General features: G+C 45.4%; 24 protein-coding genes. 7 read left to right on the top strand and 17 right to left on the bottom strand.

The window, feature by feature from the left end; all coding sequences use genetic code 11:
- Positions 1 to 50 precede the first annotated feature (50 nt).
- The 6 genes from EP13_RS03740 (at position 51) to mgtE (ending at position 4,980) form a co-directional block, all read left to right on the top strand.
- Complete coding sequence (locus EP13_RS03740) at positions 51 to 1,535, top strand: RNA polymerase factor sigma-54 (protein ID WP_044056089.1); 1,485 nt, start codon at positions 51 to 53, stop codon at positions 1,533 to 1,535.
- Between the two features lie 29 nt (positions 1,536 to 1,564).
- Positions 1,565 to 1,852: a ribosome hibernation promoting factor gene (gene hpf, locus EP13_RS03735; RefSeq protein WP_044056088.1), complete on the top strand. Its 288-nt coding sequence runs from the start codon at positions 1,565 to 1,567 to the stop codon at positions 1,850 to 1,852.
- 9 nt (positions 1,853 to 1,861) lie between these two features.
- Complete coding sequence (ptsN, locus tag EP13_RS03730) at positions 1,862 to 2,305, top strand: PTS IIA-like nitrogen regulatory protein PtsN (RefSeq protein WP_044056087.1); 444 nt, start codon at positions 1,862 to 1,864, stop codon at positions 2,303 to 2,305.
- Between the two features lie 29 nt (positions 2,306 to 2,334).
- Positions 2,335 to 3,180: an RNase adapter RapZ gene (gene rapZ, locus EP13_RS03725; RefSeq protein WP_044056086.1), complete on the top strand. Its 846-nt coding sequence runs from the start codon at positions 2,335 to 2,337 to the stop codon at positions 3,178 to 3,180.
- Positions 3,180 to 3,452: an HPr family phosphocarrier protein gene (locus EP13_RS03720; protein WP_044056085.1), complete on the top strand. Its 273-nt coding sequence runs from the start codon at positions 3,180 to 3,182 to the stop codon at positions 3,450 to 3,452. Before rapZ ends, EP13_RS03720 begins: the two co-directional genes overlap by 1 nt.
- Before the next feature lie 169 nt (positions 3,453 to 3,621).
- The gene (gene mgtE, locus EP13_RS03715) at positions 3,622 to 4,980 is read left to right on the top strand and encodes a magnesium transporter (RefSeq protein WP_044056084.1); all 1,359 of its coding nucleotides are present in this window, start codon (positions 3,622 to 3,624) and stop codon (positions 4,978 to 4,980) included.
- Between the two features lie 54 nt (positions 4,981 to 5,034).
- On the opposite strand, the gene EP13_RS03710 is transcribed toward mgtE, so the two are convergent.
- The 14 genes from EP13_RS03710 to rplM form a co-directional block, all read right to left on the bottom strand.
- Positions 5,035 to 5,751: a response regulator transcription factor gene (locus tag EP13_RS03710; RefSeq protein ID WP_044056083.1), complete on the bottom strand. Its 717-nt coding sequence runs from the start codon at positions 5,749 to 5,751 to the stop codon at positions 5,035 to 5,037.
- A gap of 50 nt (positions 5,752 to 5,801) precedes the next feature.
- Positions 5,802 to 6,518, bottom strand: a complete 717-nt coding sequence (locus EP13_RS03705) for a spondin domain-containing protein (protein WP_044058719.1) — start codon at positions 6,516 to 6,518, stop codon at positions 5,802 to 5,804.
- A 13-nt stretch (positions 6,519 to 6,531) separates the two neighbouring features.
- Positions 6,532 to 7,260 carry a spondin domain-containing protein gene (locus EP13_RS03700; protein ID WP_052364268.1) on the bottom strand — a complete coding sequence of 243 codons (729 nt, stop codon included), beginning with the start codon at positions 7,258 to 7,260 and terminating at the stop codon, positions 6,532 to 6,534.
- Between the two features lie 123 nt (positions 7,261 to 7,383).
- Positions 7,384 to 7,839, bottom strand: a complete 456-nt coding sequence (locus EP13_RS03695) for a ClpXP protease specificity-enhancing factor (RefSeq protein ID WP_081869431.1) — start codon at positions 7,837 to 7,839, stop codon at positions 7,384 to 7,386.
- Positions 7,836 to 8,468: a stringent starvation protein SspA gene (gene sspA / locus EP13_RS03690; protein ID WP_044056081.1), complete on the bottom strand. Its 633-nt coding sequence runs from the start codon at positions 8,466 to 8,468 to the stop codon at positions 7,836 to 7,838. The genes EP13_RS03695 and sspA overlap by 4 nt, the downstream gene beginning before the upstream one ends.
- A gap of 111 nt (positions 8,469 to 8,579) precedes the next feature.
- Positions 8,580 to 9,314, bottom strand: a complete 735-nt coding sequence (locus EP13_RS03685; RefSeq protein WP_044056080.1) for a cytochrome c1 — start codon at positions 9,312 to 9,314, stop codon at positions 8,580 to 8,582.
- A complete protein-coding gene (locus tag EP13_RS03680; RefSeq protein ID WP_044056079.1) occupies positions 9,311 to 10,576 on the bottom strand; it encodes a cytochrome b in 1,266 nt (421 codons plus the stop codon). Before EP13_RS03680 ends, EP13_RS03685 begins: the two co-directional genes overlap by 4 nt.
- A gap of 1 nt (position 10,577) precedes the next feature.
- A complete protein-coding gene (gene petA / locus EP13_RS03675; protein WP_044056078.1) occupies positions 10,578 to 11,210 on the bottom strand; it encodes a ubiquinol-cytochrome c reductase iron-sulfur subunit in 633 nt (210 codons plus the stop codon).
- Between the two features lie 403 nt (positions 11,211 to 11,613).
- Positions 11,614 to 12,792: a M14 family metallopeptidase gene (locus EP13_RS03670; RefSeq protein WP_044056077.1), complete on the bottom strand. Its 1,179-nt coding sequence runs from the start codon at positions 12,790 to 12,792 to the stop codon at positions 11,614 to 11,616.
- Between the two features lie 75 nt (positions 12,793 to 12,867).
- Complete coding sequence (locus EP13_RS03665; RefSeq protein ID WP_044056076.1) at positions 12,868 to 16,005, bottom strand: TonB-dependent receptor; 3,138 nt, start codon at positions 16,003 to 16,005, stop codon at positions 12,868 to 12,870.
- Positions 16,006 to 16,071: 66 nt separating this feature from the next.
- Positions 16,072 to 17,061: a FecR family protein gene (locus EP13_RS03660; protein WP_044056075.1), complete on the bottom strand. Its 990-nt coding sequence runs from the start codon at positions 17,059 to 17,061 to the stop codon at positions 16,072 to 16,074.
- Positions 17,061 to 17,624, bottom strand: coding sequence for an RNA polymerase sigma factor (locus tag EP13_RS03655; RefSeq protein WP_044056074.1), 564 nt, complete (start codon positions 17,622 to 17,624; stop codon positions 17,061 to 17,063). Before EP13_RS03655 ends, EP13_RS03660 begins: the two co-directional genes overlap by 1 nt.
- Positions 17,625 to 17,757: 133 nt before the next feature.
- Entirely contained in the window at positions 17,758 to 18,150 is a 393-nt protein-coding gene (gene rpsI, locus EP13_RS03650) for a 30S ribosomal protein S9 (RefSeq protein ID WP_044056073.1), read from the bottom strand.
- A gap of 12 nt (positions 18,151 to 18,162) precedes the next feature.
- Positions 18,163 to 18,591 (bottom strand): 50S ribosomal protein L13, encoded by a 429-nt coding sequence (gene rplM, locus EP13_RS03645; protein WP_044056072.1) that lies wholly within the window; start codon positions 18,589 to 18,591, stop codon positions 18,163 to 18,165.
- Positions 18,592 to 18,937: 346 nt separating this feature from the next.
- On the opposite strand from rplM, the gene EP13_RS03640 reads away from it, so the two are divergent.
- Positions 18,938 to 19,570 carry a tetratricopeptide repeat protein gene (locus tag EP13_RS03640; RefSeq protein WP_044058717.1) on the top strand — a complete coding sequence of 211 codons (633 nt, stop codon included), beginning with the start codon at positions 18,938 to 18,940 and terminating at the stop codon, positions 19,568 to 19,570.
- Positions 19,571 to 19,582: 12 nt separating this feature from the next.
- On the opposite strand, the gene mazG is transcribed toward EP13_RS03640, so the two are convergent.
- Genes mazG through rlmD form a run of 3 tightly spaced genes read right to left on the bottom strand, consistent with a single transcriptional unit; the run spans position 19,583 to position 23,926 of the window.
- The gene (gene mazG / locus EP13_RS03635) at positions 19,583 to 20,419 is read right to left on the bottom strand and encodes a nucleoside triphosphate pyrophosphohydrolase (RefSeq protein ID WP_044056071.1); all 837 of its coding nucleotides are present in this window, start codon (positions 20,417 to 20,419) and stop codon (positions 19,583 to 19,585) included.
- The gene (gene relA, locus EP13_RS03630; RefSeq protein ID WP_044056070.1) at positions 20,397 to 22,580 is read right to left on the bottom strand and encodes a GTP diphosphokinase; all 2,184 of its coding nucleotides are present in this window, start codon (positions 22,578 to 22,580) and stop codon (positions 20,397 to 20,399) included. Before relA ends, mazG begins: the two co-directional genes overlap by 23 nt.
- A 5-nt stretch (positions 22,581 to 22,585) precedes the next feature.
- On the bottom strand, positions 22,586 to 23,926 hold the full coding sequence (gene rlmD / locus EP13_RS03625) for a 23S rRNA (uracil(1939)-C(5))-methyltransferase RlmD (RefSeq protein ID WP_052364267.1): 1,341 nt from the start codon (positions 23,924 to 23,926) through the stop codon (positions 22,586 to 22,588).

The raw sequence follows: 23,926 nt of genomic DNA, 5'->3' as shown, positions 1-23,926 counted from the left end.
AATTATGCACCTGGTATATTCACAATAAGAGCACAGTAAATAAGACGTAGATGAAACCATCTTTACAGTTAAAGTTCAGTCAACAACTTACCATGACACCTCAGCTACAGCAGGCGATAAAACTGCTGCAGCTGTCAACGCTCGACCTGCAACAGGAGATCCAGGAAGCCCTAGACTCAAATCCTCTACTTGAAGTAGAAGAAGGCAGTGATGAGCCTCAATTAGAGAAAAACAATATCGACGGGGATGACGTCGCTCAAGACGCCGTTACTACCGCATCAAGCGATACGCTTGAAGCCGGTGACGCATTAGAGAAGAATGACCTACCTGATGAATTACCCATAGACAGCACGTGGGACGAATATTACTCAGCGTCTTCTGCACCCGCCCCTGGGCCCTCGAATAATGACGATGAGCAGATTTTCCAAGGCGAAACCACCGAAGACATTCAAGCACATTTGCTATGGCAAATGCGTCTTACCCACTTTTCAGATACTGACCGTGCCATCGCAACGGCTATTATCGATTCAATTGACGAGTCTGGTTATCTTACCGTCACCCTTGACGACATTTTAGATTCTGTAAATTCCGAAGATATGGAAGAGCCGGTTGAATTGGACGAAGTAGAATGTGTGTTAAAACGCATTCAAATGTTCGACCCCATTGGTTCAGGCTCTCGTACACCGCAAGAATGCTTGATGGTTCAGCTTCGCCAATTTTCAGATGATACGCCTTGGTTAAAAGAAGCCAAACAACTGATAGAAGAATACTCAGACCTACTCAGTAGCAAAGACTATCGTACGCTGATGCGTAAAAGCCGTCTTAAAGAAGATCAATTACGCGAAGCTATGCGCTTGTTGCAAACATTGAATCCTCGCCCAGGTAGCGCTCTTATCACTAAAGAGCCTGAGTATGTTATACCCGATGTCTCGGTCACCAAGAAAAATGGTCGTTGGGTGGTTGAACTTAATCCAGATAGCTTGCCTAAACTTAGTGTGAACCAGCAATATGCGGCCATGAGCAGAAGAGCGAAAAATAGTAGCGACTCGCAGTTCATTCGCTCTCATATGCAGGAAGCAAAATGGTTTATTAAAAGTCTTGAATCAAGAAACGACACCTTGATGAAGGTTGCAAATTGTATTGTGCAGCAACAAATGGGCTTTTTTGAATATGGCCCTGAAATGATGAAGCCCATGGTGCTTAACGATGTTGCTGAAATGGTTGATATGCATGAATCCACCATTTCACGTGTCACCACGCAAAAGTATATGCATACCCCACGTGGGATATTTGAATTGAAGTACTTCTTTTCTAGTCACGTTGCCACGGAGTCTGGGGGTGAGTGTTCATCTACTGCCATCCGCGCGCTGATTAAAAAGCTTGTAGCGGCTGAAACGCCAAGCAAGCCACTAAGTGATAGCAAGATTGCTCAATTGTTGGCCGAACAGGGCATTAAAGTCGCCCGGCGGACAATAGCAAAATACCGGGAATCATTGTCGATTCCACCGTCTAACCAGCGAAAGAGCTTACTTTAACTGGCTCATAAATATAAGGAAGACGAAATATGCAAATCAACCTTACTGGTCATCACGTCGAAATCACCGACTCTTTGCGTAATTATGTCGATACCAAGTTCAGCAAACTAGAGAGGCACTTTGATCACATTTCTAATGTGCATGTCATTCTCAATGTTGAAAAACTTAATCAGAAAGCCGAAGCGACCATGCATTTAAGTGGCGCTGAGGTTTTTGCTTCCTCTGAAAATACTGATATGTATGCAGCAATAGACAGCATGGTTGACAAACTAGACAGGCAAGTCATAAAGCATAAGGAAAAGCTGAAAAAGCATTAACTCACGCTTATGGAAATTCAAGCAATCGTAAGTTTGGACCGCACTGAATGTGCGGTTCAATGTAACAGCAAAAAACGAATTCTAGAGATCATCAGTAATATCGCTGCCAAAAACAACGATAATATTGATGAAACGACAGTACTCACTAGCCTATTGAACCGCGAGAGAATGGGCAGTACGGGTATTGGAAATGGTATTGCACTGCCTCATGGTCGACTGGCAGGATTGGAAAGTGTTATCGCCATTATTGTAACTAGTAACCCTGCCATCAACTTTGACGCGCTGGACAACCAACCGGTAGATATTTTCTTTGCCTTATTGGTTCCAGAAGAGCAAACCGAGGGGCACTTACAAACCCTAGCCACGGTTGCAGGTAAATTGAGTGACAAAGAGACCGTGAAGGCAATTAGGCGTGCCACCAATAGCGACGATATTATTGCAGCGCTAAGCTAACTCTAATGCCATCTTAAGGGAGAGGCCAATTGAAACTAATTATTATTAGTGGTCGTTCGGGGTCAGGGAAGTCTGTTGCTTTACGGGCACTGGAAGATTTAGGGTATTATTGCGTAGATAATATTCCCGTCAATTTATTACCTACCCTTACCCATACGGTAGTCGACGAATACGATCAAGTTGCTGTAAGTATTGATGTACGTAACCTACCCAAAAACCCAGACGATTTAGTTGAAATACTCGACTACCTTCCCTCTTCTTGGTCCATGACCATCGTCTACATTGATGCCAGTGACGACATTCTCGTCAAACGCTTTAGTGAAACCCGACGATTACATCCATTGGCAAAACTGAATAAGTCTTTGTCTGAATCTATTAAAGCGGAAGCCGCTTTACTCGCTCCTGTGATTGAACGAGCAGACTTATACATAGATACCGATAAACTGACCATTCACCAACTTGCTGAATTAATACGTGAGCGAATTTTAGGTAAAAAGAGTTCTCGCCTGGTATTGGTATTTGAATCCTTTGGCTTCAAACATGGTATTCCTAAAGATGCCGATTATGTTTTCGACGCCCGTTTTCTCCCTAACCCTCATTGGGAGCCTGATTTAAAACACCTGACAGGGTTAGATGCCCCCGTAGAAGTATTTTTAGGCTCTCAACCGGTGGTGACCAAGTTTATTTGGCAAATTCAAAACCTCATTACCACTTGGCTTCCCCACTTAGAGCGTAACAACAGAAGTTATGTAACCATCGCCATAGGGTGTACCGGAGGCCAGCATCGCTCTGTGTTTATCGCCCAGACATTGGCAAAGACTTTCAGCGATTTGCACCCTGACGTGCAACTTCGACATAGAGAATTAAATCAGTAATGACCATTGAAAAAACACTTACCATTGTGAACAAGCTTGGCCTGCACGCCAGAGCGGCTACTCAACTGGTGCAATTAGCGAATCAATTTGACGCTAAAATTATTCTTGTAAAGGGCGACAAACAAGCAGATGCCAACAGCGTTCTTGGGCTCATGATGCTAGAAAGTCACCAAGGTGAACAAGTCAAAGTGGTCGTAGAAGGCAAAGATGAAGAACAAGCGTTAAAGGCCATTGAAACGTTAATTGAAGGTCGCTTCAACGAAGACGAATAAGCGCGCGTTAGTCGAATGCCTCCCTTCCCCCTCTCTTAGCTTAAATTGCACTCTCGAAGTGGCTATATTCTAAGCATATTGTCCTCTAGCCACTTTATTTGTCATGACAGCGTCATGCCTATTGCGATATCCTAGAACAATAGAAAATCCAATTCCTTAGGCGAATTTTGTGGCAGAAGCTCTGGTCTCTAAATACGTACAAAGCCAATTACGTGCACTTAACGGTGCACTAATAAACGGTCAGTTTGTTTCCGTACGTAAACTGTTGCTTGAACTGCCCCCATCCGATGTTGCTCACATTTTAGAGTCTAGCCCTAGCCGCACACGTGACGAGCTATGGGAGCTTATTGATAGCGATTTTCATGGTGATATTTTAGAAGAGCTGTCGGACGACGTGCGTAACGGCATCATTACCAAAATGTTGCCTGCTAATGTTGTGGACGCACTAGAAGAAATGGACACCGACGACTTAGCAGAAACCCTAAGCAGTCTTCCAGAACCAGTATTACAAGACATCCTTGCCTCGATGGATGCCCAAGACCGATTACGCGCCGAGCAAGCCCTTTCCTACGGTGAAGAAACCGCCGGTTTCATAATGAATACCGACACCATCACACTTCGCCCAGATGTCACCATTGATGTCGTCCTTCGATACATTCGCTTAAAAGGCGAGTTACCGGAAAACACCGATACCTTCTACGTGGTGAATCGTACCGATAATTTGGTTGGCATTGTTCCCGTAGCACGATTACTGACCGCAGATACAGACGCAAAAGTGTCTGATGTAATGGATGAAGAGTCAGAAGCTATCCCGGTCAATATGCCCGACGACGAGGTAGCGAGTTTATTTGAAAGGTATAATTGGCTATCTGCCCCGGTTGTCGACGAACGCCATCGCTTAGTAGGCCGAATTACCATTGATGACGTGGTCGATATTATTCGTGAAGATGCTGAACACTCGATGATGAGTATGGCGGGTTTGGATGATGACGAAGATACCTTTGCCCCCGTTATGCAAAGTACTAAACGCCGTTCAGTGTGGCTGGCCGTTAACTTGGTAACTGCCTTAATGGCGGCGATGGTCAGTGACTTATTTGAAGCAACATTAAGCCAATTGGCGGTATTAGCTATACTCAACACCATTGTGCCGAGTATGGGAGGGGTTGCTGGAAATCAAACCCTGACATTGGTGATACGTGGTATGGCATTGGGTCATGTAAACGCCAGTAACTCACGATGGTTAATTAGCAAAGAAATATCTATTGGCTTTTTGAACGGAGCTATTTGGGCAGTGTTAATTGCCAGTGTTATTGCCTTATGGAAACAAGACTATATGTTAGGCGTTATTATCGCCTTTGCTATGCTGGTTAATATGATTGCCGCAGCGCTGGCTGGAGCCACGTTACCTATGATCATGAAACGGCTTAAAATAGACCCAGCCTTAGCCGGTAGCGTTATATTAACGACCATCACCGATGTGGTGGGAATATTTGCTTTCTTAGGCACAGCAACCCTGTTTTTAGTCTAACCTCACTTTAGTAAGAGGAACACGCAAACATGCCGCACGTCACTTGTAGGTATGTTATGCGCTCATGACTTTGTTCGCTAACCCTTGGCTGTTGAACTTGTAGCCCACTCCCCACACCGTTTGCAGAAGCTGACCAGCTTGATGATAAGAAATCACAGCATCTAATTTATTGCGCAACCGATTCATATGGGTGTTCACGGTATGCTCGTATCCTTCGTGGTTGTAGCCCCACACCGCACTTAATAATTGATTGCGCGAAAAAACCTGGTTCGGGTGACGACATAAATGGTACAGCAGAGTAAATTCTCTGGCGGTTAGCTTCACATCTTCACCGTTTACCGTCACCGAATGCAAGCGCGAGTCAATGGTGAAAGGTCCAACATTGACCGCATCAGTGTCAACTGTCTGAATGTCGGGTATAGCGACACGTCTTAAATGGGCACGTACTCGGGCAATAAATACACGTTCATTAAAGGGTTGCGGAAGGTGGTCGTCTGCGCCGGCTTCAAGATAACTGGCGCCATCGGTTAACATACCTTCAGGTTCAATGGCCATTATCCAACTTCCGTCACACTGCTCACGTATACGGGTGATTTTTTCACTGCATGCCGCACTGCCTTTCGCTTCTACAATAATGAGCGGGTAGTGCTGAGATAACAATGTTTTCGCCGACATATAAGTAGAGACAAGGTCATGCACATAGCCGTGTTCGTTTAAGCATTGTTGTATTTGCCGCTGTTGTTGGTTACAGCTGAATATTACAAGAATCATGTCACACTCCAGTATTGCCCTTATTACACAAGACCGGAGTGTGTTAAAAATTATTCCATTCTCATTACAGAAATTCTTAATATGGGGTTATCGAATCGCTGATCTGCAGTTAATACCGAGGACGATAACCCCCCTTCAGTTGACACCACACCCGGGTGCATGGTCACAAAATCATGGGCTTCCCTCCCCTCACTGGGGCCTTCGCCACCGCCTGCTGGGCCTGGCACCGACATTGCCGATTCAGTATTGGCTTCTGTTCCCGCATCATAAGTTAAACTGAAACGCGTCATCACCTCGCCAACGTTAAGTTGAGATAGGTCCATTGCAGTCAACCCGGTGAACGCATCATTGGTGTTACCTAACATGGCAGCCACCGTTAATGCTGTCGCGGCGTTGTCGTTAATGCTGATGGTGACTGAAACACGTTCGCCAGGCGGTGTAGGATCGTCTGCTGATGCTGTGGCCAGTAGCTCTGTTACCGCTAAAAACTCACTGTTATCACCAGACTCGGCTAGCAACGCCAAACCGTCCGTAGCCGGCTCACCAATCGCCCACATCGGCATATCAAGGTCGTGTAAAGCAATAGCAATGGGTGAGGCAGGCTGTCCATTGGTTAAATTTACCACGTCGATTTGATACGTATAGGTAATGGGCTGCGGTGGTGTCACCACTACTTCATCGTTGTTATCGTTGTCAGAACATGCTGACAATACCATCGCTGCACTTAGCAGGCTGGCACTATATATGGTTTTATTAATACGCTTCATAGCTTCCCCCAGCTTACTCGCTAATAACAACAGTCACTTTCGCTACCGGGTTCAGCCAGCGTTGCACGGTATTGTCCACATCACTTAACCCCCCCATCCCATCGTCGTCCCCAATATTGCCAGGGTGAATATGGACGTTGGCGTTAGATATTGTTGCTGCCACACCGGTACCATTGTTACCCACCAGATCTTCTAATGGCGGAGGAACCGGTAAACCAGCCTCGCCCGGTGCACCGCTACCGCGAATTTCATCATTGGCTTCTGTGCCAGCGTCATAGGCGTTAAGGTATAAAGTGTAAGTGCCCGCTTCTTCGGGAATAGACCAGTTATCTAAGCCAATAAAACCATCGTTAGTTGGTAACATCATTGCGACAATGCTAAGTACATCGTTACCTTCATCGGTGCTTAAACTTGCAGTGGTGCTCATTGCGGGGGCTAATAGGCCTTCTGCCGGGTTAGATACATTGTTGGCAGATAGCGCCTCAGTGGACGCCGCTAACCCGCTGATATCTCCGCCCTCAGCCATAGCTTGTAACTCAGTGGTGGCGGTTTCTCCTAATTCAAATAAACTAGCATCACTGCTGTGAGCCGAAATTAAAATAGGCGTAAAATAAATACCTTGCGTCAGGTTTTGCACCGTGACATCTAACTCAGCACTATGTGCTAAACCAGAAGCGGCTAACAGTCCGGTTGCTAATACGGTTTGACGAAAACGGAAACCATTTGAATTGAAACGTAACATTGCTTTTTCCTTCTTTGTTGTTAAAGCTCGAAGGAAATATTGGCGGGAATTTATCGCAAAACTATCACAAAAAAGTCACGATAAGCTGACTTTCTGCAAGAACGCAGAAAGTCAGTGAAGGAATTACTTAATAATCTTAAGCGTAGGCTTACCTTTTTTAGGTGGCACTGGCGCATCTGAATTATCAGGCGTTTCTGTCTCATCAAGAGAGGCTGGGCCTTGAGGCTGAGAAGGCGTAGACTCTATGTTCTTCGCCATTTCTTCTTCTGTAGTAAATACAGTGCCTGCACCGTTTTCACGGGCGTAAATTGCCATTACGGCATGACAAGGCATACTTAAACGCCGAGGTTGACCACCAAAACGCGCTTGAAATGAAATGCCGTCCAAATCGAGCATAAAATTAACGCAGGCGCTAGGCGAGACGTTAAGCACTATTTGGCCGTCTTTCACAAACTCTTGTGGCACATCAACCAATTCATTCGTTGCATCAACAACAATGTATGGCGTTAAATCGTTGTCCACTATCCACTCGTAAAAGGCCCTTAGTAAATAGGGCTGATTCGAAGTCATGGATGTCATAGTGGGTTATGGATCTCTCGTTCCTGGTCAGTTAATGACGCTTTAAACGAACTGCGTGAGAAAATGCGGTTCATGTAGGCGTTAATTTCTTTGCTGCCAGCACCGTTTAACTCAATACCTAATGCCGGTAAACGCCACAATAGCGGAGCAAGATAACAATCAACCAAACTAAACTCTTCGCTCATGAAGTAAGGCATTTCACCAAATACAGGTGCAAGCGCGAGTAAAGCTTCGCGTAAATCATTACGTGCTGACTCAACATCACCTTCTCCACGGAAAATCCGTGCAGCAAGTGAATACCAATCTTGTTCAATGCGGTGCATCATAAGACGACTTTGACCACGTGAAACTGGGTATACCGGCATCAATGGCGGATGCGGAAAACGCTCATCAAGATATTCCATGATGATATGCGAGTTATAGAGCACCAGTTCGCGGTCAACAAGAGTTGGAACAGTACCGTAAGGGTTTAGCTCCAGCAGATCTTCTGGCAGGTTGCTAGGATCTGTGTAGCTGATTTCAACACCCACACCTTTTTCTGCCAACACAATTCGTGCCTGATGGCTATAAATATCAATTGTGTCAGAGAACAACGTCATAATAGAACGTTTATTCGCGGCTACGGCCATTCATTTTCCTCCGTCGAGAAATGAGTTATGCCCTTAAGATAAGGACGAATTTTAAATGCCAAAAAAGGGGGCGAGACGCCCCCTTTCCTATTATACATAATTCTTGGAGAATTAGTGTACTTCTCGCCAGTATTCTTTCTTCAATAAGTAAACAAAGACGAACAACACAGCGATAAAGGCAAGTACCCACTTACCTATTTTGTGAGACTCAAGTTTTGCTGGCTCACCGGTGTATTCCAAGAAGTTAACAATATCTGCAACCGCTTGGTCGTATTCACCCGGTGAAAGCGCGCCAGTACCATCTGATTTGATACCCACATAACGCTTAACCTTTTCACCATCAACCATATGTTCTTCGTAAGTACGGGTAGGCGTACCTTGAAGAGGTTGTAATACGTGTGGCATGCCCACTTCTGGGAAGACGGTGTTGTTTACACCAAACGGACGACTTTCATCAACATAGAAAGAACGTAGGTAAGTGTAAATCCAGTCTTCACCTCGAACACGAGCAACGAGTGTAAGGTCGGGTGGCGCAGCACCGAACCAACCAGCAGCAGCCTCTTCAGGCATAGCACGAGTGATATAGTCTGAGACTTTTTCACCCGTAAACTGCAAATACTTTTCACCCAGTTCGTCAGAAATACCTAAATCTTGGAACGAACGCTGATAGCGCTGATACTTCATTGAGTGGCAGCCCAAGCAATAGTTCATGAATAACTGAGCACCACGTTGCAACGACGCCTTGTCAGTTAAATCAATCGGCGCTTTATCCAAATGTACGCTTCCACCTGCAGCAACAGCTAGGCCCGGCAGGAAGAAGACTAAAAAGCACATCATTTTTTTCATTTAGGGATCCTCTCTGGCACAGGTTTAGTTTTTTCGTTTTTGCTGTACAAGAACAGTGCCACGAAGAAACCGAAGTACATTACCGTCGCAATTTGTGACGCAATGATTTTCCAGTTTTCTTGCGGTGTACCACCTAAGTAACCTAGGAAGATAAACACAATCGCAAAGACAATGAGGTTTACCTTGTGTAGGCCACAACGATAGCGCCACGATTTAACGCGTCCACGGTCTAGCCAAGGCAGAGCAAATAGCGCTGCAATAGCACCAAACATAGCAAGAACACCAAATAGCTTATCTGGAACCGCTTTAAGGATGGCGTAGAATGGCGTGAAGTACCAAACAGGGAAAATATGCTCAGGCGTCTTCAGTGGGTTGGCAATTTCAAAGTTAGGGTGTTCTAGGAATTTACCGCCCATTTCAGGGGCAAAGAACAACACATAAGTGAACAATGCTAAGAACACACAGAAGGCAACAAGGTCTTTCAACACAATGTGCGGGAAGAACGGCAATACGTCATCAGCAATGTCGTACTTGCTTGTGTAGTACTCGTGAATTTCATATTTAGTCTTCTCAGACTCAGGCAGCGAGCCTTTCTTATGCTTAATCGCAATACCGTCTGGGTTATTAGAACCCACTTCGTGAAGTGCGATGATGTGAAGGAAGACAAGAATAACGATAACCAGTGGCAACGCAATCACGTGTAATGCGAAGAAACGGTTAAGGGTAGCGCCAGAGATAACATAGTCACCCTGAAGCCAAATAACAAGGTCAGGCCCGACAACAGGAATAGCACCAAACAGTGATACGATTACCTGTGCACCCCAGTAAGACATTTGCCCCCAAGGTAATACATAACCCATGAAAGCTTCTGCCATAAGCGCTAGGTAAATAAACATACCAAACACCCATAGAAGCTCACGAGGCTTCTGGTAAGAGCCGTAAATCATGCCACGGAACATGTGAAGATATACCACAATAAAGAACGCTGATGCGCCAGTACTGTGCATATAGCGAATAATCCAACCGTAGTCGATTTCACGCATGATGTATTCAACAGAAGCAAAGGCGCCTTCTGAAGAGGGAACGAAATTCATGGTTAGCCAAATACCAGTAACAATTTGGTTCACCAGAACAATCGTGGCTAGGAATCCGAATACGTACCAAAAGTTCATGTTTTTTGGCGCCGGATATTGAAGCGCGTGCATGTTGGCTACGCGCATCATTGGGATGCGTTCTTCAATCCAACCTAGGAAAGCGTTCATATTATGCAACCTCCGCTTCTGAGCCGATGATAATGGTGGTGTCATCAACGAACTGATAAGGCGGTACAACTAGGTTTAATGGAGCAGGTACGTTTTGAAAAACGCGCCCAGCCATATCGAACTTAGAACCGTGACACGGACAGAAGAAGCCATCTGGTACACCTTCAACCACTTCTTCGAATGCGCCATCTTTAAGATGCTGAGGAGAACACCCTAAGTGCGTACAGATACCCACCAAAATTAGGTACTCTTCTTTCATCGAACGGAAACGATTTTGAGCAAAAGTAGGTTGCTGCTCGGCTTCAGAGTTAGGATCTTTAAGTTTATCTTCGTGCGTACCAAGCTCTTCTAAAATCGCTGGCGTACGACGTACAATCCATACTGGTTTGCTTCGCCACATTACACGTACAAGTTGTCCAGGCTCAATCCCGCTGATATCAACTTCAACGTCAGCACCAGCAGCTTTCGCTTTGGCACTTGGATTCCAGGACGCAATAAAAGGCACAGCAGCACCGACAACACCCACACCACCAACGACCGACGTGGCAACGGTCAAGAACCGACGTCGAGTGTTGTTTTCTGGCTGGTTATCATTCTGTGCAGACTCTGTTGCATCTACAGATACATTGCTCATCCACATTTCTCCAGGTTTGGATATTTATGATGTGAAACACAAGCTTATACTGGTTTTATCATGCTTGTGTCGTGGCATCATATGGCTTGTCATGAAAGCAACTTAGGGGCATTTTTTGACGCGCCTAAGAATTCACGAGATTTTACTAAATTTTCGACCGCAAATGATAAAAGAAAAGCCCTTATAAACACAAGGTTTTACTGATATTTAAGCAATAATTTAATATGCGCCGTGAGTAAAGAATTAGCGAGGGATTGGAACAAAATCAAGAATTTGAGCAAAATTAGCCCAAATTCTTGTTAATTATTAAATCATTGTTATTTGCAGCTACGACTCAAATTCACCGAAAAGCGCGTTTTTATTTCATTGAGCAAGCCGCTTGAATGCTGTGCGTTGGTCATCGTTAACAGCTTTCTGCCGGGCAGGTGTTAAGTACAAAATCTTCAGCCTTAGTATCAAGCAGCACATCAATGAGCGTCTTTGCTGCATGGCGCGCAACATAGCGTGTTTTTACGTCGGGTTCATTATCGCCAACTTCGTAGGTCACTCCGTGTACGTTATAAACGTCTGCCATAAATTGCTTAAATACCCCCTTACCCGGCGATGTTCCAGGCTTATCCAGCACCTTGAACACACCTTTCGTTTTCTGCTGAAGATTATCTAGCCAAGACACCACCATAGTGGTGGGAGCGATGGATTCGGTTTGTGGGATAGTATAAAAAACATTATTGTGGGTGGAATGAAAATCCATTCCCATAACGATTTTGCCTCCAGCATCGGTAATCTTATCTAAGTAAGCTTTCACCGCCCGAGTTTCCGGTTGAGCAAATACATTCCAGTCGCGGTTCAAATCCTTATGCCCTAAATTGTGACGCCAATGACCATGGTAAACGCCGTCGGGATTAATATTAGGTACCACCAATACATTAAAACGTGACAAAAAGGCCGAGGCGTTTTGGGTCGTCGTTAAGAATTCCTCCAAAAACGCAAACATGGCCACTGCGCCAGTCACTTCGGGTGGATGCTGTCGCCCAACAAATATCACCCACTCCTTATTGCTCTCTTTGCTTAGTGTAAAGCCAGCTATATCCCGCCCCTCTATTGATTGACCCAAGGTGACTGGCTGAATAGCAAATTGCTTCGCCGCCTTTTCCATCCACGACGTATAGTCATCGTTCAATATGGGCTTTTGTGCCGCGATGTAAAGCGGTGTTGAGGTTGCTTCAAGGGTGATAGTCATACCATCTCCCTTTGTATCAAAAGGCAGATAAGACCAATGCTTTTCATCGCGACTAAACTTAGGTAGATAGCGCGGCGAAAAGCCATCGAAGCGTAACACGATGGCCACACTTTGAGGTTGCTTCGCGGTAACACTAAAGTAAAACCAAGGACTGGGATTAATGGGTTTATCCTCAGGCAAAAAAGTGAGTACATACTCTCCTGAATCATTCAAATGGCAACTATCCAAGCTTCCTGACACAAAATCAGCTGAGAAGGACACATCACTAAATTCACAAGCATTAGCCTTAGGTAACAGAAAGAGCGTAAAAACTGCACAAAGCAGTATTGAAAATCGAAACATAATATCTCCATTGGGTTGCCGCCCTTAACATTTCATTCGCGAAATGACATATCGCTAGGGCGGCGTGCGACCAAATTAAAACTTGTGATTTAGCGTGACATAGGTGTAACGCCCTAACGAAGAATGCAAAGCACTGCTGTAACCGAACGTTTCATCAGTAAAAGGTGGCGCTTCATCAGTGAGGTTTCTCATGCCAACGGTTAACTTAGTGCGGCCGCTAAATAGCGCATCTTCACTAAAGCGATAACTCACATAGGCATCTAATGTTGACCAATGATCGATAATATAATTAACCAAATCACCTTCATCGTTAGTGTAATTTAAGCTGGTATCTTCAACGTCGCTCACATATCGATATTTTAGCCCTGCACGCCACGCATCTTTTGCATAACCTAATGATAGATTTGCTCTCCACTTCGGCCGCTCATTTTGTCGGATTAAACTGCCACTTGTGCCTGATATAGATACTTGATCGCCCTCATACAATAACGCTTCGTTACCCGCATCTTGAGCCTCAAGCACCATGGCGGTAATAGCATCTGTACCTTGGTCAAACTTTGTTAAATTTGCAGCACTAAGTTTTACGGAAAAGTTGCCCATTTCTGTTTCAAATCGATAGTCCACACTGTAGTCAACACCCGAGATTTCTCTTGGTAACAAATTGGTGTAATCGTTTCGAATATAAACAATTTCATTGTTTTCGTCGCGGATCACATTTTCATATTCGCTTCCCTGACTGCGTAACAGCGCATCATATAAAATCAGTGTCTGACTACTCAAAATGCCTACGGTATTTTCTTGTTGAATCTCCCACCAATCCACAGTGAGAGTCAAATCTTTCATCGGCGTAAGTACAATACCAAAAGAGTAGTTTTCACTTTCTTCAGGGCTTAAACTATCGCTACCGTTCCTAAGTTCAAGGGTACCTCGGCTAGTCTGAGTGACAGGATCGCTGCGAGTATTCGAGCGCGCCACATCAACGGCCGTAGTTTGTGGCAAACCAGGCGCTTTAAAACCGCCAGAATATGCACCACGAATCATGGCGTTGTCATTCATCACCCATGCCATTGCCACCTTTGGTTTAAAAATGCTGCCCACATCAGAGAAGTCCTCATAACGACCGGCAATCTGCAGATTCAAGCTTTCAATAAATGGTTTGTCGACAATCAAAGGGACTGCAAATTCGGCAAATGCAGACACGACGTTTCGACTTCCACTGGCATCAGGGGTAGGGCTACTCCCCAATACTTGGCTAGCAATCTCTGTTGAGGTACCTCCTACTAGGTCACTAAAGTACAAAGTCCCATTTAGTGCATCGCTTCGTTTATCAAAAAAGCTTTCGTAACGATATTCAACCCCAGCGGCAAAGCCCACTTCACCAGCTGGGAGGCTAAATAAGTCTGGGCGGGATATTTTTGCATCGATTGAGGCCAATTCTGTTTCAGATTCTCTTTCAATATCAATGGTAAAACTATCAATAACGCTTTGTGGCACCTCAGTATCGTCAGCCGTATTGGGATTTGTCAGACTAGCCCCACTAAATATGTTGTAAGCGGTGCTTTCATCCGTACTGTTTACTGCTTGTTGAAATAACGTGGTATTAATTCGGTTGGCGGAATCTAGCGTGTTTGCTTTCGAGTACAATACGGCTGAATCAAAATCCCAATCTCCTAGATAGCCTCGGGTGCCTGCAAGTAAACGATAACTGTAGTCGTCCACTTCAATATTCCGAGACCCCGTATCTATAGGGCGATAGCGACGTACCGTGACTTCCTCGCCAAACGGATTGTAAAAAGCGTCTGCGGCCACGGTAAAACGCTGCGCGGTCAAATTGCCTGATTGTTCACGAATACGTTTTGCGGTTGCAGAATAGTACAACCCCTCCGCGTACACCTCTATGTCATCGTTAATATAATGGTTAACAAGGGTATACAGGTTTAATCTATCCACTTCAGAGCTCAAGCTACGTTGTGAATTCGAATCAAATCGCAAATCACGGGGCGTTGATCCTGATGATGCACACACGTCTTCATTAACTTCGGCACTGCAGTCTCCATAACTAGCCGGCTGTAAATGAAAAGTACCTAAGCTACCTGAGGAAAACTCTCCCCAGGGGGTAGTCGTGGTTCGATTATCGAGTTGCGTATCACCAATGAAATCAGTGTCTAGATCATCGAAATTACGTAAATCCGAACTTGCGGCATAATCACGTTCGCTGGCCATTACCATATCGCGGTGGTAGTAACCGCCACTAAAGGTGATATGAGTTTGGTCGTCATTAAACAACCAGCCCCCGGCTCCTGACAGGTTAATTTGATCTCGATGGGTTCCTTTGCTGCTGCCATATTGCGCTTGGACTTCACCGCCTGTGTATTTGTCGTCTAATACATAGTTCACTACGCCTGAAATAGCGTCTGTTCCATAAATGGCGGCAGCACCATCACGTAAAACTTCCACACGCTTCACGCCTTTTACTGGCAGAGTATTTGAGTTTACTGTGGTGACAGGCACCAAATTTTCCGCTTGCGTACCTGGGTGTAAAACAAGGCGCCTACCGTTAAGTAGTGTGAGTGTATATCCTGTACCTATTCCTCTTAGGTTAACCGAAGAAACATCGCCCCGTGCGTCGTTAACCCCGCCAACCACACGCTCGCTATTAAAATTTACTGCCCCCTGCTGCGGCAGTTCAGCCAAAATTTCAGCACCGCTACTTAGTCCTAACCCTTCAATGTCTTCTGCAGACATTGTTGTCACGGGCAAAGCTCCCGTATCTTGCATTCCACGGATATTCGACCCTGTCACTTGAATACGCTCTACGCTTGCTTCTTTTGTCTGCAATTCACGGCTTCCACCGTCATCGGTTGTTGATAATGACTCGGTATTAGGGGCCGGTGAAGGTTGCTTTTTTATGGGCTTAACGATGTAGGTTCTTTTAGACGTTTTCTGAAAAGTGAAACCTGTATCTTTTAGTAGAAAAGAAAGTGCGTCCTGGACATCCATACTGCCAGATAATGAAGGTGATGACAGTTGCTGTATTCGCGGATCAGAAAACAGAATTTGAATGTCACTATGCTCTGCGAGAGAGAGTAGCGCGCTATCTAATGAAGTTGATTGAATAGAAATATTATTGATTTGCTGTGCGTGAGCGCTTGAACCTAATGCAAGCGCAACACACAAGGCCAATGCACTTGTTGTGTTTTTTGGCAACGTCATGGCTGCTCCTTTAGTATTGTATTGTGTTCCCTTTTAGTAATACGCAGCCCAAAATGAATTCCTCCGCTATTTTTTCACAACGGTGATATTTTCCTCACTTTTTTGCACATCAATAGGTAAGGTCGCTTCTAGCGCAGTAAGAATTGCATCGCCTTCAGACAGTTTAAAAACACCGCTAATTCGCAAGCTAGAAACCTCTTCGTCAACCACGATTTTCTTTGTTCTATAGCGGTTAAAACTCTCTATAATTTTATCTAGACGCTCGTCATCAAAACGAAGGTACCCTGAGCGCCAGCTTTGTGCTTTATCCACAACATCTTTATTTTGTTTTGCAATCAGCGCATTATTGTGATTAAAGGTGGCCATTGCACCGGCTTCGAGCAAGACGGGTTCGGGCTTCACCTCAGGGTTAGCAGCGTTCCTTGACGTTGCTTCCTCAATAGCGACAATGCCCTCAGCCACGGCGATATCAAAACCACTGTCGGATAACTTAACATTAAATTTAGTGCCAACCACGCGAATGGTTTTCTCTCCCGTATGAATAAGAAAAGGCCGTGCGGGTGCTTTAGCAATATCAAAAAATGCCTCACCTTTAAGTAACCATAACTCCCGAGCTTGCGCGCTAAAGGTTACAGTGACAGCTGTATCCGTGTTGAGCGTTATAGTAGAACCATCGGATAAACCTACGTTGCTTACCTCGCCAATTGCCGTGGCATAATGTTGTGACGGCGACGCTACACTCGGTTCACCTTGAAGGCTATGGTGCAGATAAAGCGTTAAACAAAACAACGCGACTACAATGGAAGCTGCCATATAACGTATGTGGTAGAAACGCCCCTCTAATTTTTCTCTCCATCCTATGTTCATAGGCAAAGCGCTGGCTGCATCCCACACTTTTATCGCTTCATCGAAGGCCGATTGATGCCTTTCACTCTCATTGCACCAAGCGAGAATATCCTGTTCCTCTTTGGCGGTTAGTTCGCCCGAATACAAGCGAACGACATAATTGCTCGCTGTCTGATTAATTTTACTTTGCGTATTGGCATCCGATGTCATTAATCACAAACCTTATTTTTTATGGCAGTAAGCGCTGCCGCAATATATTTTTCAACAGTACTGACAGAAACACCCAGTATGTCACTGATCTCTCTGTAGGGCTTCCCTTCAACACGACACAATACAAAAGCTGATTTATGGTAGGGATTCATTGTATCTAACACCTGTTGCACTTCGGAGAGTTTTTCGGCAATACCCGCTTGTTTTTCTGGCTCATTTTCCCAGTGCGTTGAGTGGGTATCGGAGTAACTTTCGTGAGCGTCCCTTGCACGTACTTTAGCTCTGCGTTCTCTGTCGATAATCAGGTTAGTCACAACGGTAAATAAAAAACCCTTAAACGTATCTTGCCGCTGTTCGGTTTTTTCTACCAAGCCTTCCATTGAAAATAGCTTGGCATACATTTCTTGTAGGATATCTTCCACTTCCGCATTACTTGCGCGAGCACGCACACGAATAAAACGCCGCAACGCGCCTTCGTGTTCACTTATAAGGTCATAGAGCGCCCCATCGCTTTGAGCATGTTGTGGCGTTTTCGATTGTGTATTCAAATAAACAACTTTCACGCGTTCTCTTATTATTTCTTAGACCTTACTGTTAATACGCACACCAGAATCAAACCCTCCAACATTTTTGCTTTTTTTCAGGCAATAAAAAACCCGGCATAAGCCGGGTTTTTGCAATACAAAAAGCGGAAAATTAACGCTTTGAGAATTGTGGACGCTTACGCGCTTTGTGAAGACCCACTTTCTTACGTTCAACGCGACGTGCGTCACGAGTAACGAAGCCAGCTTTACGAAGTGCTGGACGTAGTGCTTCATCATACTCCATAAGAGCACGAGTGATACCGTGACGGATTGCACCCGCTTGACCGTTAGAACCACCACCTTTAACAGTGATGTAAAGGTCGAACTTCTCAGTCATTTCAACAAGTTCAAGTGGCTGACGAACAACCATGCACTCTGTTTCACGACCAAAGTACTCGTCTAGAGCGCGTTGGTTTACTTTAATGCTACCTGTGCCTGGACGTAGGAACACACGAGCAGTAGAACTTTTGCGGCGGCCTGTGCCGTAGTATTGTGTATCTGCCATGTTAATAGCTCCTTAAATGTCCAAAACTTGTGGTTGCTGTGCTGCGTGCGAATGTTCTGCACCAGCGTAAACTTTCATTTTACGGAACATTGCACGGCCTAGAGGACCTTTTGGCAACATGCCTTTAACTGCTTTTTCAAGAACCATTTCAGGCTTGTGAGCAATTAGTTTTTCAAAGTTTGTCTCTTTAAGACCACCTGGGTAACCAGAGTGCGCATAGTACATTTTGTTTTGCGCTTTACGGCCTGTTACCGCTACTTTTTCAGCATTGATTACGATGATGTAATCACCAGTGTCCACGTGAGGCGTGTACTCTGGCTTGTGCTTGCCACGAAGGCGTAGTGCGATTTCAGAAGCCAAACGGCCTAGAGTTTTGTCTGTGGCGTCTACCACATACCAGTCACGTTGTACCGTTTCTGGCTTAGCAACAAAAGTTTTCATTTTCAAATTCACCCGAATAATATCGTCGTTACTGATTTCTGAACACCAGAAATCACCTTAAAATCAACACAAAGACCCCTTCGAGCCGGCCGATTCTTCCACCTTCCCAAAGGTGGGCGTAACTGGGCAGGGCGCGAATTATACAGGAATTGGGGGAAATGCGAACCCCAATTTAGAAAAAAGTTGCGTAAAATTCGTGCATAAGTCAGTTATTCCCAACCAATGAAGTGCATTCTCTTTTTCTCTAAATAAATCTTGGGTGAATTCCTACTTGCCAACGCCTATGCGTTAAGAGTACCTTTTGCCGCTAATTTTTCGCCCACATAATAATAAATGGCTTATCACTATGCTTAAACGATTACTTATCGCCTCCACTTTTTTACTATTTAGTACTGCCCTATACGCCAACCCAAACGGCTTAGCATCCATCCAACAAACATGGGACGAAATCACCTACACGGTGCCAAAAGAGGCGCAATTTCGCCAATTCCTAACGTTAATTGACACGGCCAGTCAGTACGCTGAAGACGCTAACTATAGCCCTGAATCTCTGATATGGCTGGCTGTCTCTCAATCCGGCGCAGCTAGAGCCAAAGGCGGCCTTGACGCATTAGATCTTGCCAAACAAGCGAAGGAAAATTTAGAGCGCGCCATCGCGGCCGATAAAACGGCATTAGAGGGCGCAGGCTTGGGTATTCTCGCTTCTTTGTACCATAAGGTACCGGGCTGGCCTGTGGGGTTTGGCAGCGACAAAAAAGCCCGAAAACTGTTTAAAGAAGCCCTTGAAGTTAACCCCAATGGGCTAGATTCTAATTACTTTTATGCGGAATTTTTATTTGATGAAAAAGACTACGATGAGGCCGCGCAGTATTTAGAGAAAGCCAAACAAGCGCCGGGTAAGCAAGGACGCCCCCTTGCCACGAAAGCAAGACAACAAGACATTGTCGAGCTTGAGGCTAAACTAAAAGAAAAGCGTTAAGTCAGTTTCCCCTTAACCCTTGCCCTTTGATGCTGCTTTCACCTGTTGCCAAAGGGCTTCCATTTCGTTAAGTGACAAGGCGGATAGTGTTTTTTGTTGCTGCGCCGCCGCGTTCTCCACCCCGTTAAACCTATCAATAAACTTATGGCTCGCTTTTCGAAGGGCGGTGTCTGCATCTACCTTGCAGTGCCGCGCAAGGTTTACCATGGCAAACAATGCATCTCCAATTTCTTCTTCAATAGCTTCTTGATTAGGTGAAGGTGCTTCAACTTCCTGTTGAATTTCATCTACTTCCTCGCGTACCTTAGCTAATACAGGTAGCGTATCTGGCCAGTCGAATCCCACCTTTGCACACGCTTTTTGTAACTTTTGTGCAAACATTAGGGCAGGTAACCCTCTTGGCACAGCATCAAGTAAAGAGGGCTCCCGTTCTTGCCCTTCCTTTCCTTTTTTTTCTTCGGCCTTAATACGTGCCCATTGCTCACTTAAGTCTTCATCGCTAAGTACCGCGCCGGTTTCATCACCAAATACGTGGGGGTGCCTACGAATTAATTTTTCACATAGCGTATTAGCTACATCGTCAAAATGAAATAAGCCATCTTCATCGGCAAGCTGGGCGTAAAACACCACTTGAAAAAGCAAGTCGCCTAACTCATCACGGATATCCGCAGCATTACCTGAGGCAATCGCATCGGCGACTTCATAGGCCTCTTCTATTGTGTAACGGGTTAAGCTTGCCATGGTTTGCTTAACGTCCCACGGACACCCATGCTCAGGGTGTCGCAGTTGCGCCATAATAGAAAGAAGGCGGGAGACGTTGGCTAGCTTAAAACTGTTTTCGTCTTGCATCGGTTACACCACTTAACTGCCTGAGTCGAGAAAGCACTTTTGATAGGGTATCCCTGTCTTGCACTTCTACGGAAATAGTAATAAGCGCCGTTTGCCTATGTTTATCACTTAAACTGTTTACACCCAGTAATGGCACATTTTCATTCGCAAGCACTGTGGTAATGTCGCGTAATAATCCGGTTCGGTCATGACAGAAAATATCAATGGAGGTTTCAAACCCAACATTGATGGCGTCAGACCAATTCACTTCAATTTGCCGTTCAGGATGCTGTTGTAGCAGATGCCCTAATTGTTCACATCCCTCTTTGTGCACACTCACGCCGCGGCCTTGGGTGATATAGCCCATAATAGGTTCACCCGGTACCGGCTTGCAGCAATTTGCTAACTGACTCATAAGGTGGCCAACGCCCTGAACGACCACAGCATCTTTTTTGCCAGCCCCTCGCGCAACTTTGCGGGTTTTTACTTTCGGGCTAATTTCAGGCGCTTCTTGCTCGGGCTCTTGTAAGTGATGCAGGAAATTAATAACCTGCATCACCCGAACATCACCAGCACCAATGGCGGTGTAGAGGTCTTCTACTGTTTGCAGATTAAATTTCTCACAGGCTTCCTGAGGTATTTTTTGTGGTAGGTGCGCGCGCTGCACTTCACGCTCTAACAACTCTCTACCCGCCGCTTGGTTTTTATCTCTGTCTTGCTTTTTAAAGTAGGTGTGTATGGTGGCCCGCGCCCGTGACGAATGGACATACCCTAATCCAGGATGCATCCAATCTCGGCTGGGGTTCAACGCTTTACCAGTAAGCACTTCAATTTGGTCGCCGCTGTGCAACTGATAGGTAAAAGGAACAATTCGTCCATTCACTTTTGCGCCTATACATCTATGCCCAACATTACTGTGGATGTAGTAAGCAAAATCAAGAGGGGTAGCGCCTTGCGGCAAGTCTACGACGTCTCCTTTGGGCGTGAACACATAGACACGGTCATCGAAAACTTGACTGCGTAATTCTTCAACTAAGTCACCGGATTCGGCCACTTCTTCTTGCCAAGCGAGTATTCGACGTAGCCAGTTTATTCGTTCATCATAACCCGATTGCTTACCTGTACTGCCCTCTTTGTATTTCCAGTGAGCAGCCACACCAAGTTCGGCATCCTGATGCATTTTCTGGGTGCGAATTTGAATTTCTACTGGCTTGCCCTCTGGCCCCACAATAACAGTATGTATCGATTGGTATCCGTTGGCTTTAGGCGTGGCAATGTAATCATCAAATTCGTTAGGCAAATGCTTGAAGCTGGCATGCACGGTGCCGAGTGCGGCATAACAATCTTGCAATCGCTCGGCAATAATTCGTACCGCGCGAATATCGAAAAGCTGCTCAAACGTCAGCCTTTTTTTCTGCATTTTTTTCCAGATACTGTAAATGTGCTTTGGCCGTCCATACACATCAGCACGGATATTTTCAGTATTAAGAATATGTTGTAAGTCATCAACAATGGCATCTATGTATTCTGCGCGGGCTTTACGCTTGCCATCTAGTTGTTTAGCTATTTGCTTGTAAGTGTCTGGATGTAAGTATCTAAACGCAAGATCTTCTAGCTCCCACTTTAACTGCCCTATCCCAAGACGGTTTGCTAACGGGGCATAAATACTGGCGCATTCCCGTGCCACCATGACGCGAGTTTCTTCATCCGCTTTTTTGACTTGCTGAAGCGCGCATATACGTTCAGCCATTTTAATCACGACGGCTCTCACATCTTCCACCATCGCCAATAACATACGGCGAATACTGTCTATGTGTTGCTCATCTGACTTTTCGTTAAAAGCAGAGCCGCTAATTTTACGAGCATGAAGAGACTTAATGGCGTCCATCCGCCTAACGCCAACCACGAGATCGCGAATTTCTTCGCCAAACTCTTGGGCAATATCATTCTCCGATAAGGCGTGTTGCTCACAATAAGGAAAGACAAGGGCAGCCTGAAGCGTCACATCGTCCATGTTTAGCTGACACAATATCTCAACCATTTCTTGGCCAACTAACAATCGCTCAGGTATGGAGGATACATGATGAAGTTTTTCTTTGGTTTCTTCACTCAATGACAGGCTGTCCAGCCAAACCTCAAAGGGAGGGCGCTCTGCGGCGTGAACTTTTCTTGTAGATACCATAACCGTTACTCGTTGTTTTCCTGGCGTGTAAAGAGTGCCATCATTTCCATATGCTGGGTGTATGGAAACATTTCAATTACACCGGCCTTCTTCATTTTATAACCTTGCTCTAGCAATACACGTGCATCGCGGGAAAATGTGCTGGGGTTGCAAGAAACATACACTATCGTGTTTGGTTTTGCTTTCGCGAGCGCGTGACAAACCGTCAATGCCCCTTCTCTAGACGGGTCAATCAACACTTTATCAAAGCCTGCGGCTAAGGCTTCGTACACCTGTTTTTCATCTGACAAATCTAAATGCAGATAGTCAATGTTTGTTATGCCCTGCGCAAGTGCATTTTCTTTTGCCCTTTGCACCATTTGGGCTACCCCTTCTACCGCTTGCACTTCTGCACCGCTTTTCGCAATGGGCAGGGTAAAGTTACCTAAACCGCAAAACCAATCTGCAATACGCTCGTGTGGCTGAGGCGATAACCACGCTAAGGCTTGGTGAATCATCTTTTGATTCACCAAAGGGTTAACCTGAACAAAGTCGTTGGGCCCAGGCATTAGATAGTAGCCATCTACCGTATGACACTTAAGGGGCGCCTGCAAATGGAGTGGCGTGATATGACCTTTTGCATCTTCAAGTAATACGTTAACCCGGTATTGTTGAGCAAAGTCTAACATCATATCGGTATAAGCTTTGGCCAAGCTCTGCGTGTGTTTTACTGTGACTTGTTCAACATTGTCGCCCGCTAAAACACTAACGTGCCCAAGTACGCGTTTATTATCATGACTTGCAAGCACCTTTTTAAGCGGCGCAATAAGTGCACTCAGTTTGGTTTGCAATATAGGGCAATGTTGAATATCTATCACAACATTGCCCGTTTTCTCGCGAAAGCCCATTTTCAGGGTATGGGGGTGGCGGGCGTCAATCGCAAAACGCGCTTTTCGTCGGTAGGCTGGGCGCGCGCCTGACAAAGGGGGTTGCCAAACCTCTGCATGCATATTCAGTTGGCGCATCAGCAATTGCTTTAAGGCATCATCGCGAAGAGCAAGTGCCGCTTCCGGCTCGATATGCTGGAGCTGACAGCCCCCACATGTATCTGCAACGTCACAAAATGGCGAAACTCGGTGTTCAGACCGGTTCTCAATATTCTGCGCCTGCCCTGCGATCAGTGATTTATTGCGTTTTGCGTGTTTGATTGTACAGCGTTCGTTAGGCAGAGCGCCGCTAACAAAATACAGGTTATCTCCCCGACCGACGCCTTGACCTTTCCAATCAAGGGCATCAATATCTATTGGAGAACTTGGCTGAGAATGCTTGTTCTTGTTTGTTTTTTTGGGTTTATAGAAGGTAACCAC

It is taken from the genome of Alteromonas australica, assembly GCF_000730385.1.
In the GTDB taxonomy this organism is placed as follows: domain Bacteria; phylum Pseudomonadota; class Gammaproteobacteria; order Enterobacterales; family Alteromonadaceae; genus Alteromonas; species Alteromonas australica.
The sequence above is the reverse complement of the archived record's forward strand: the minus strand, read 5'-3'. Positions and strand labels throughout refer to the sequence as shown.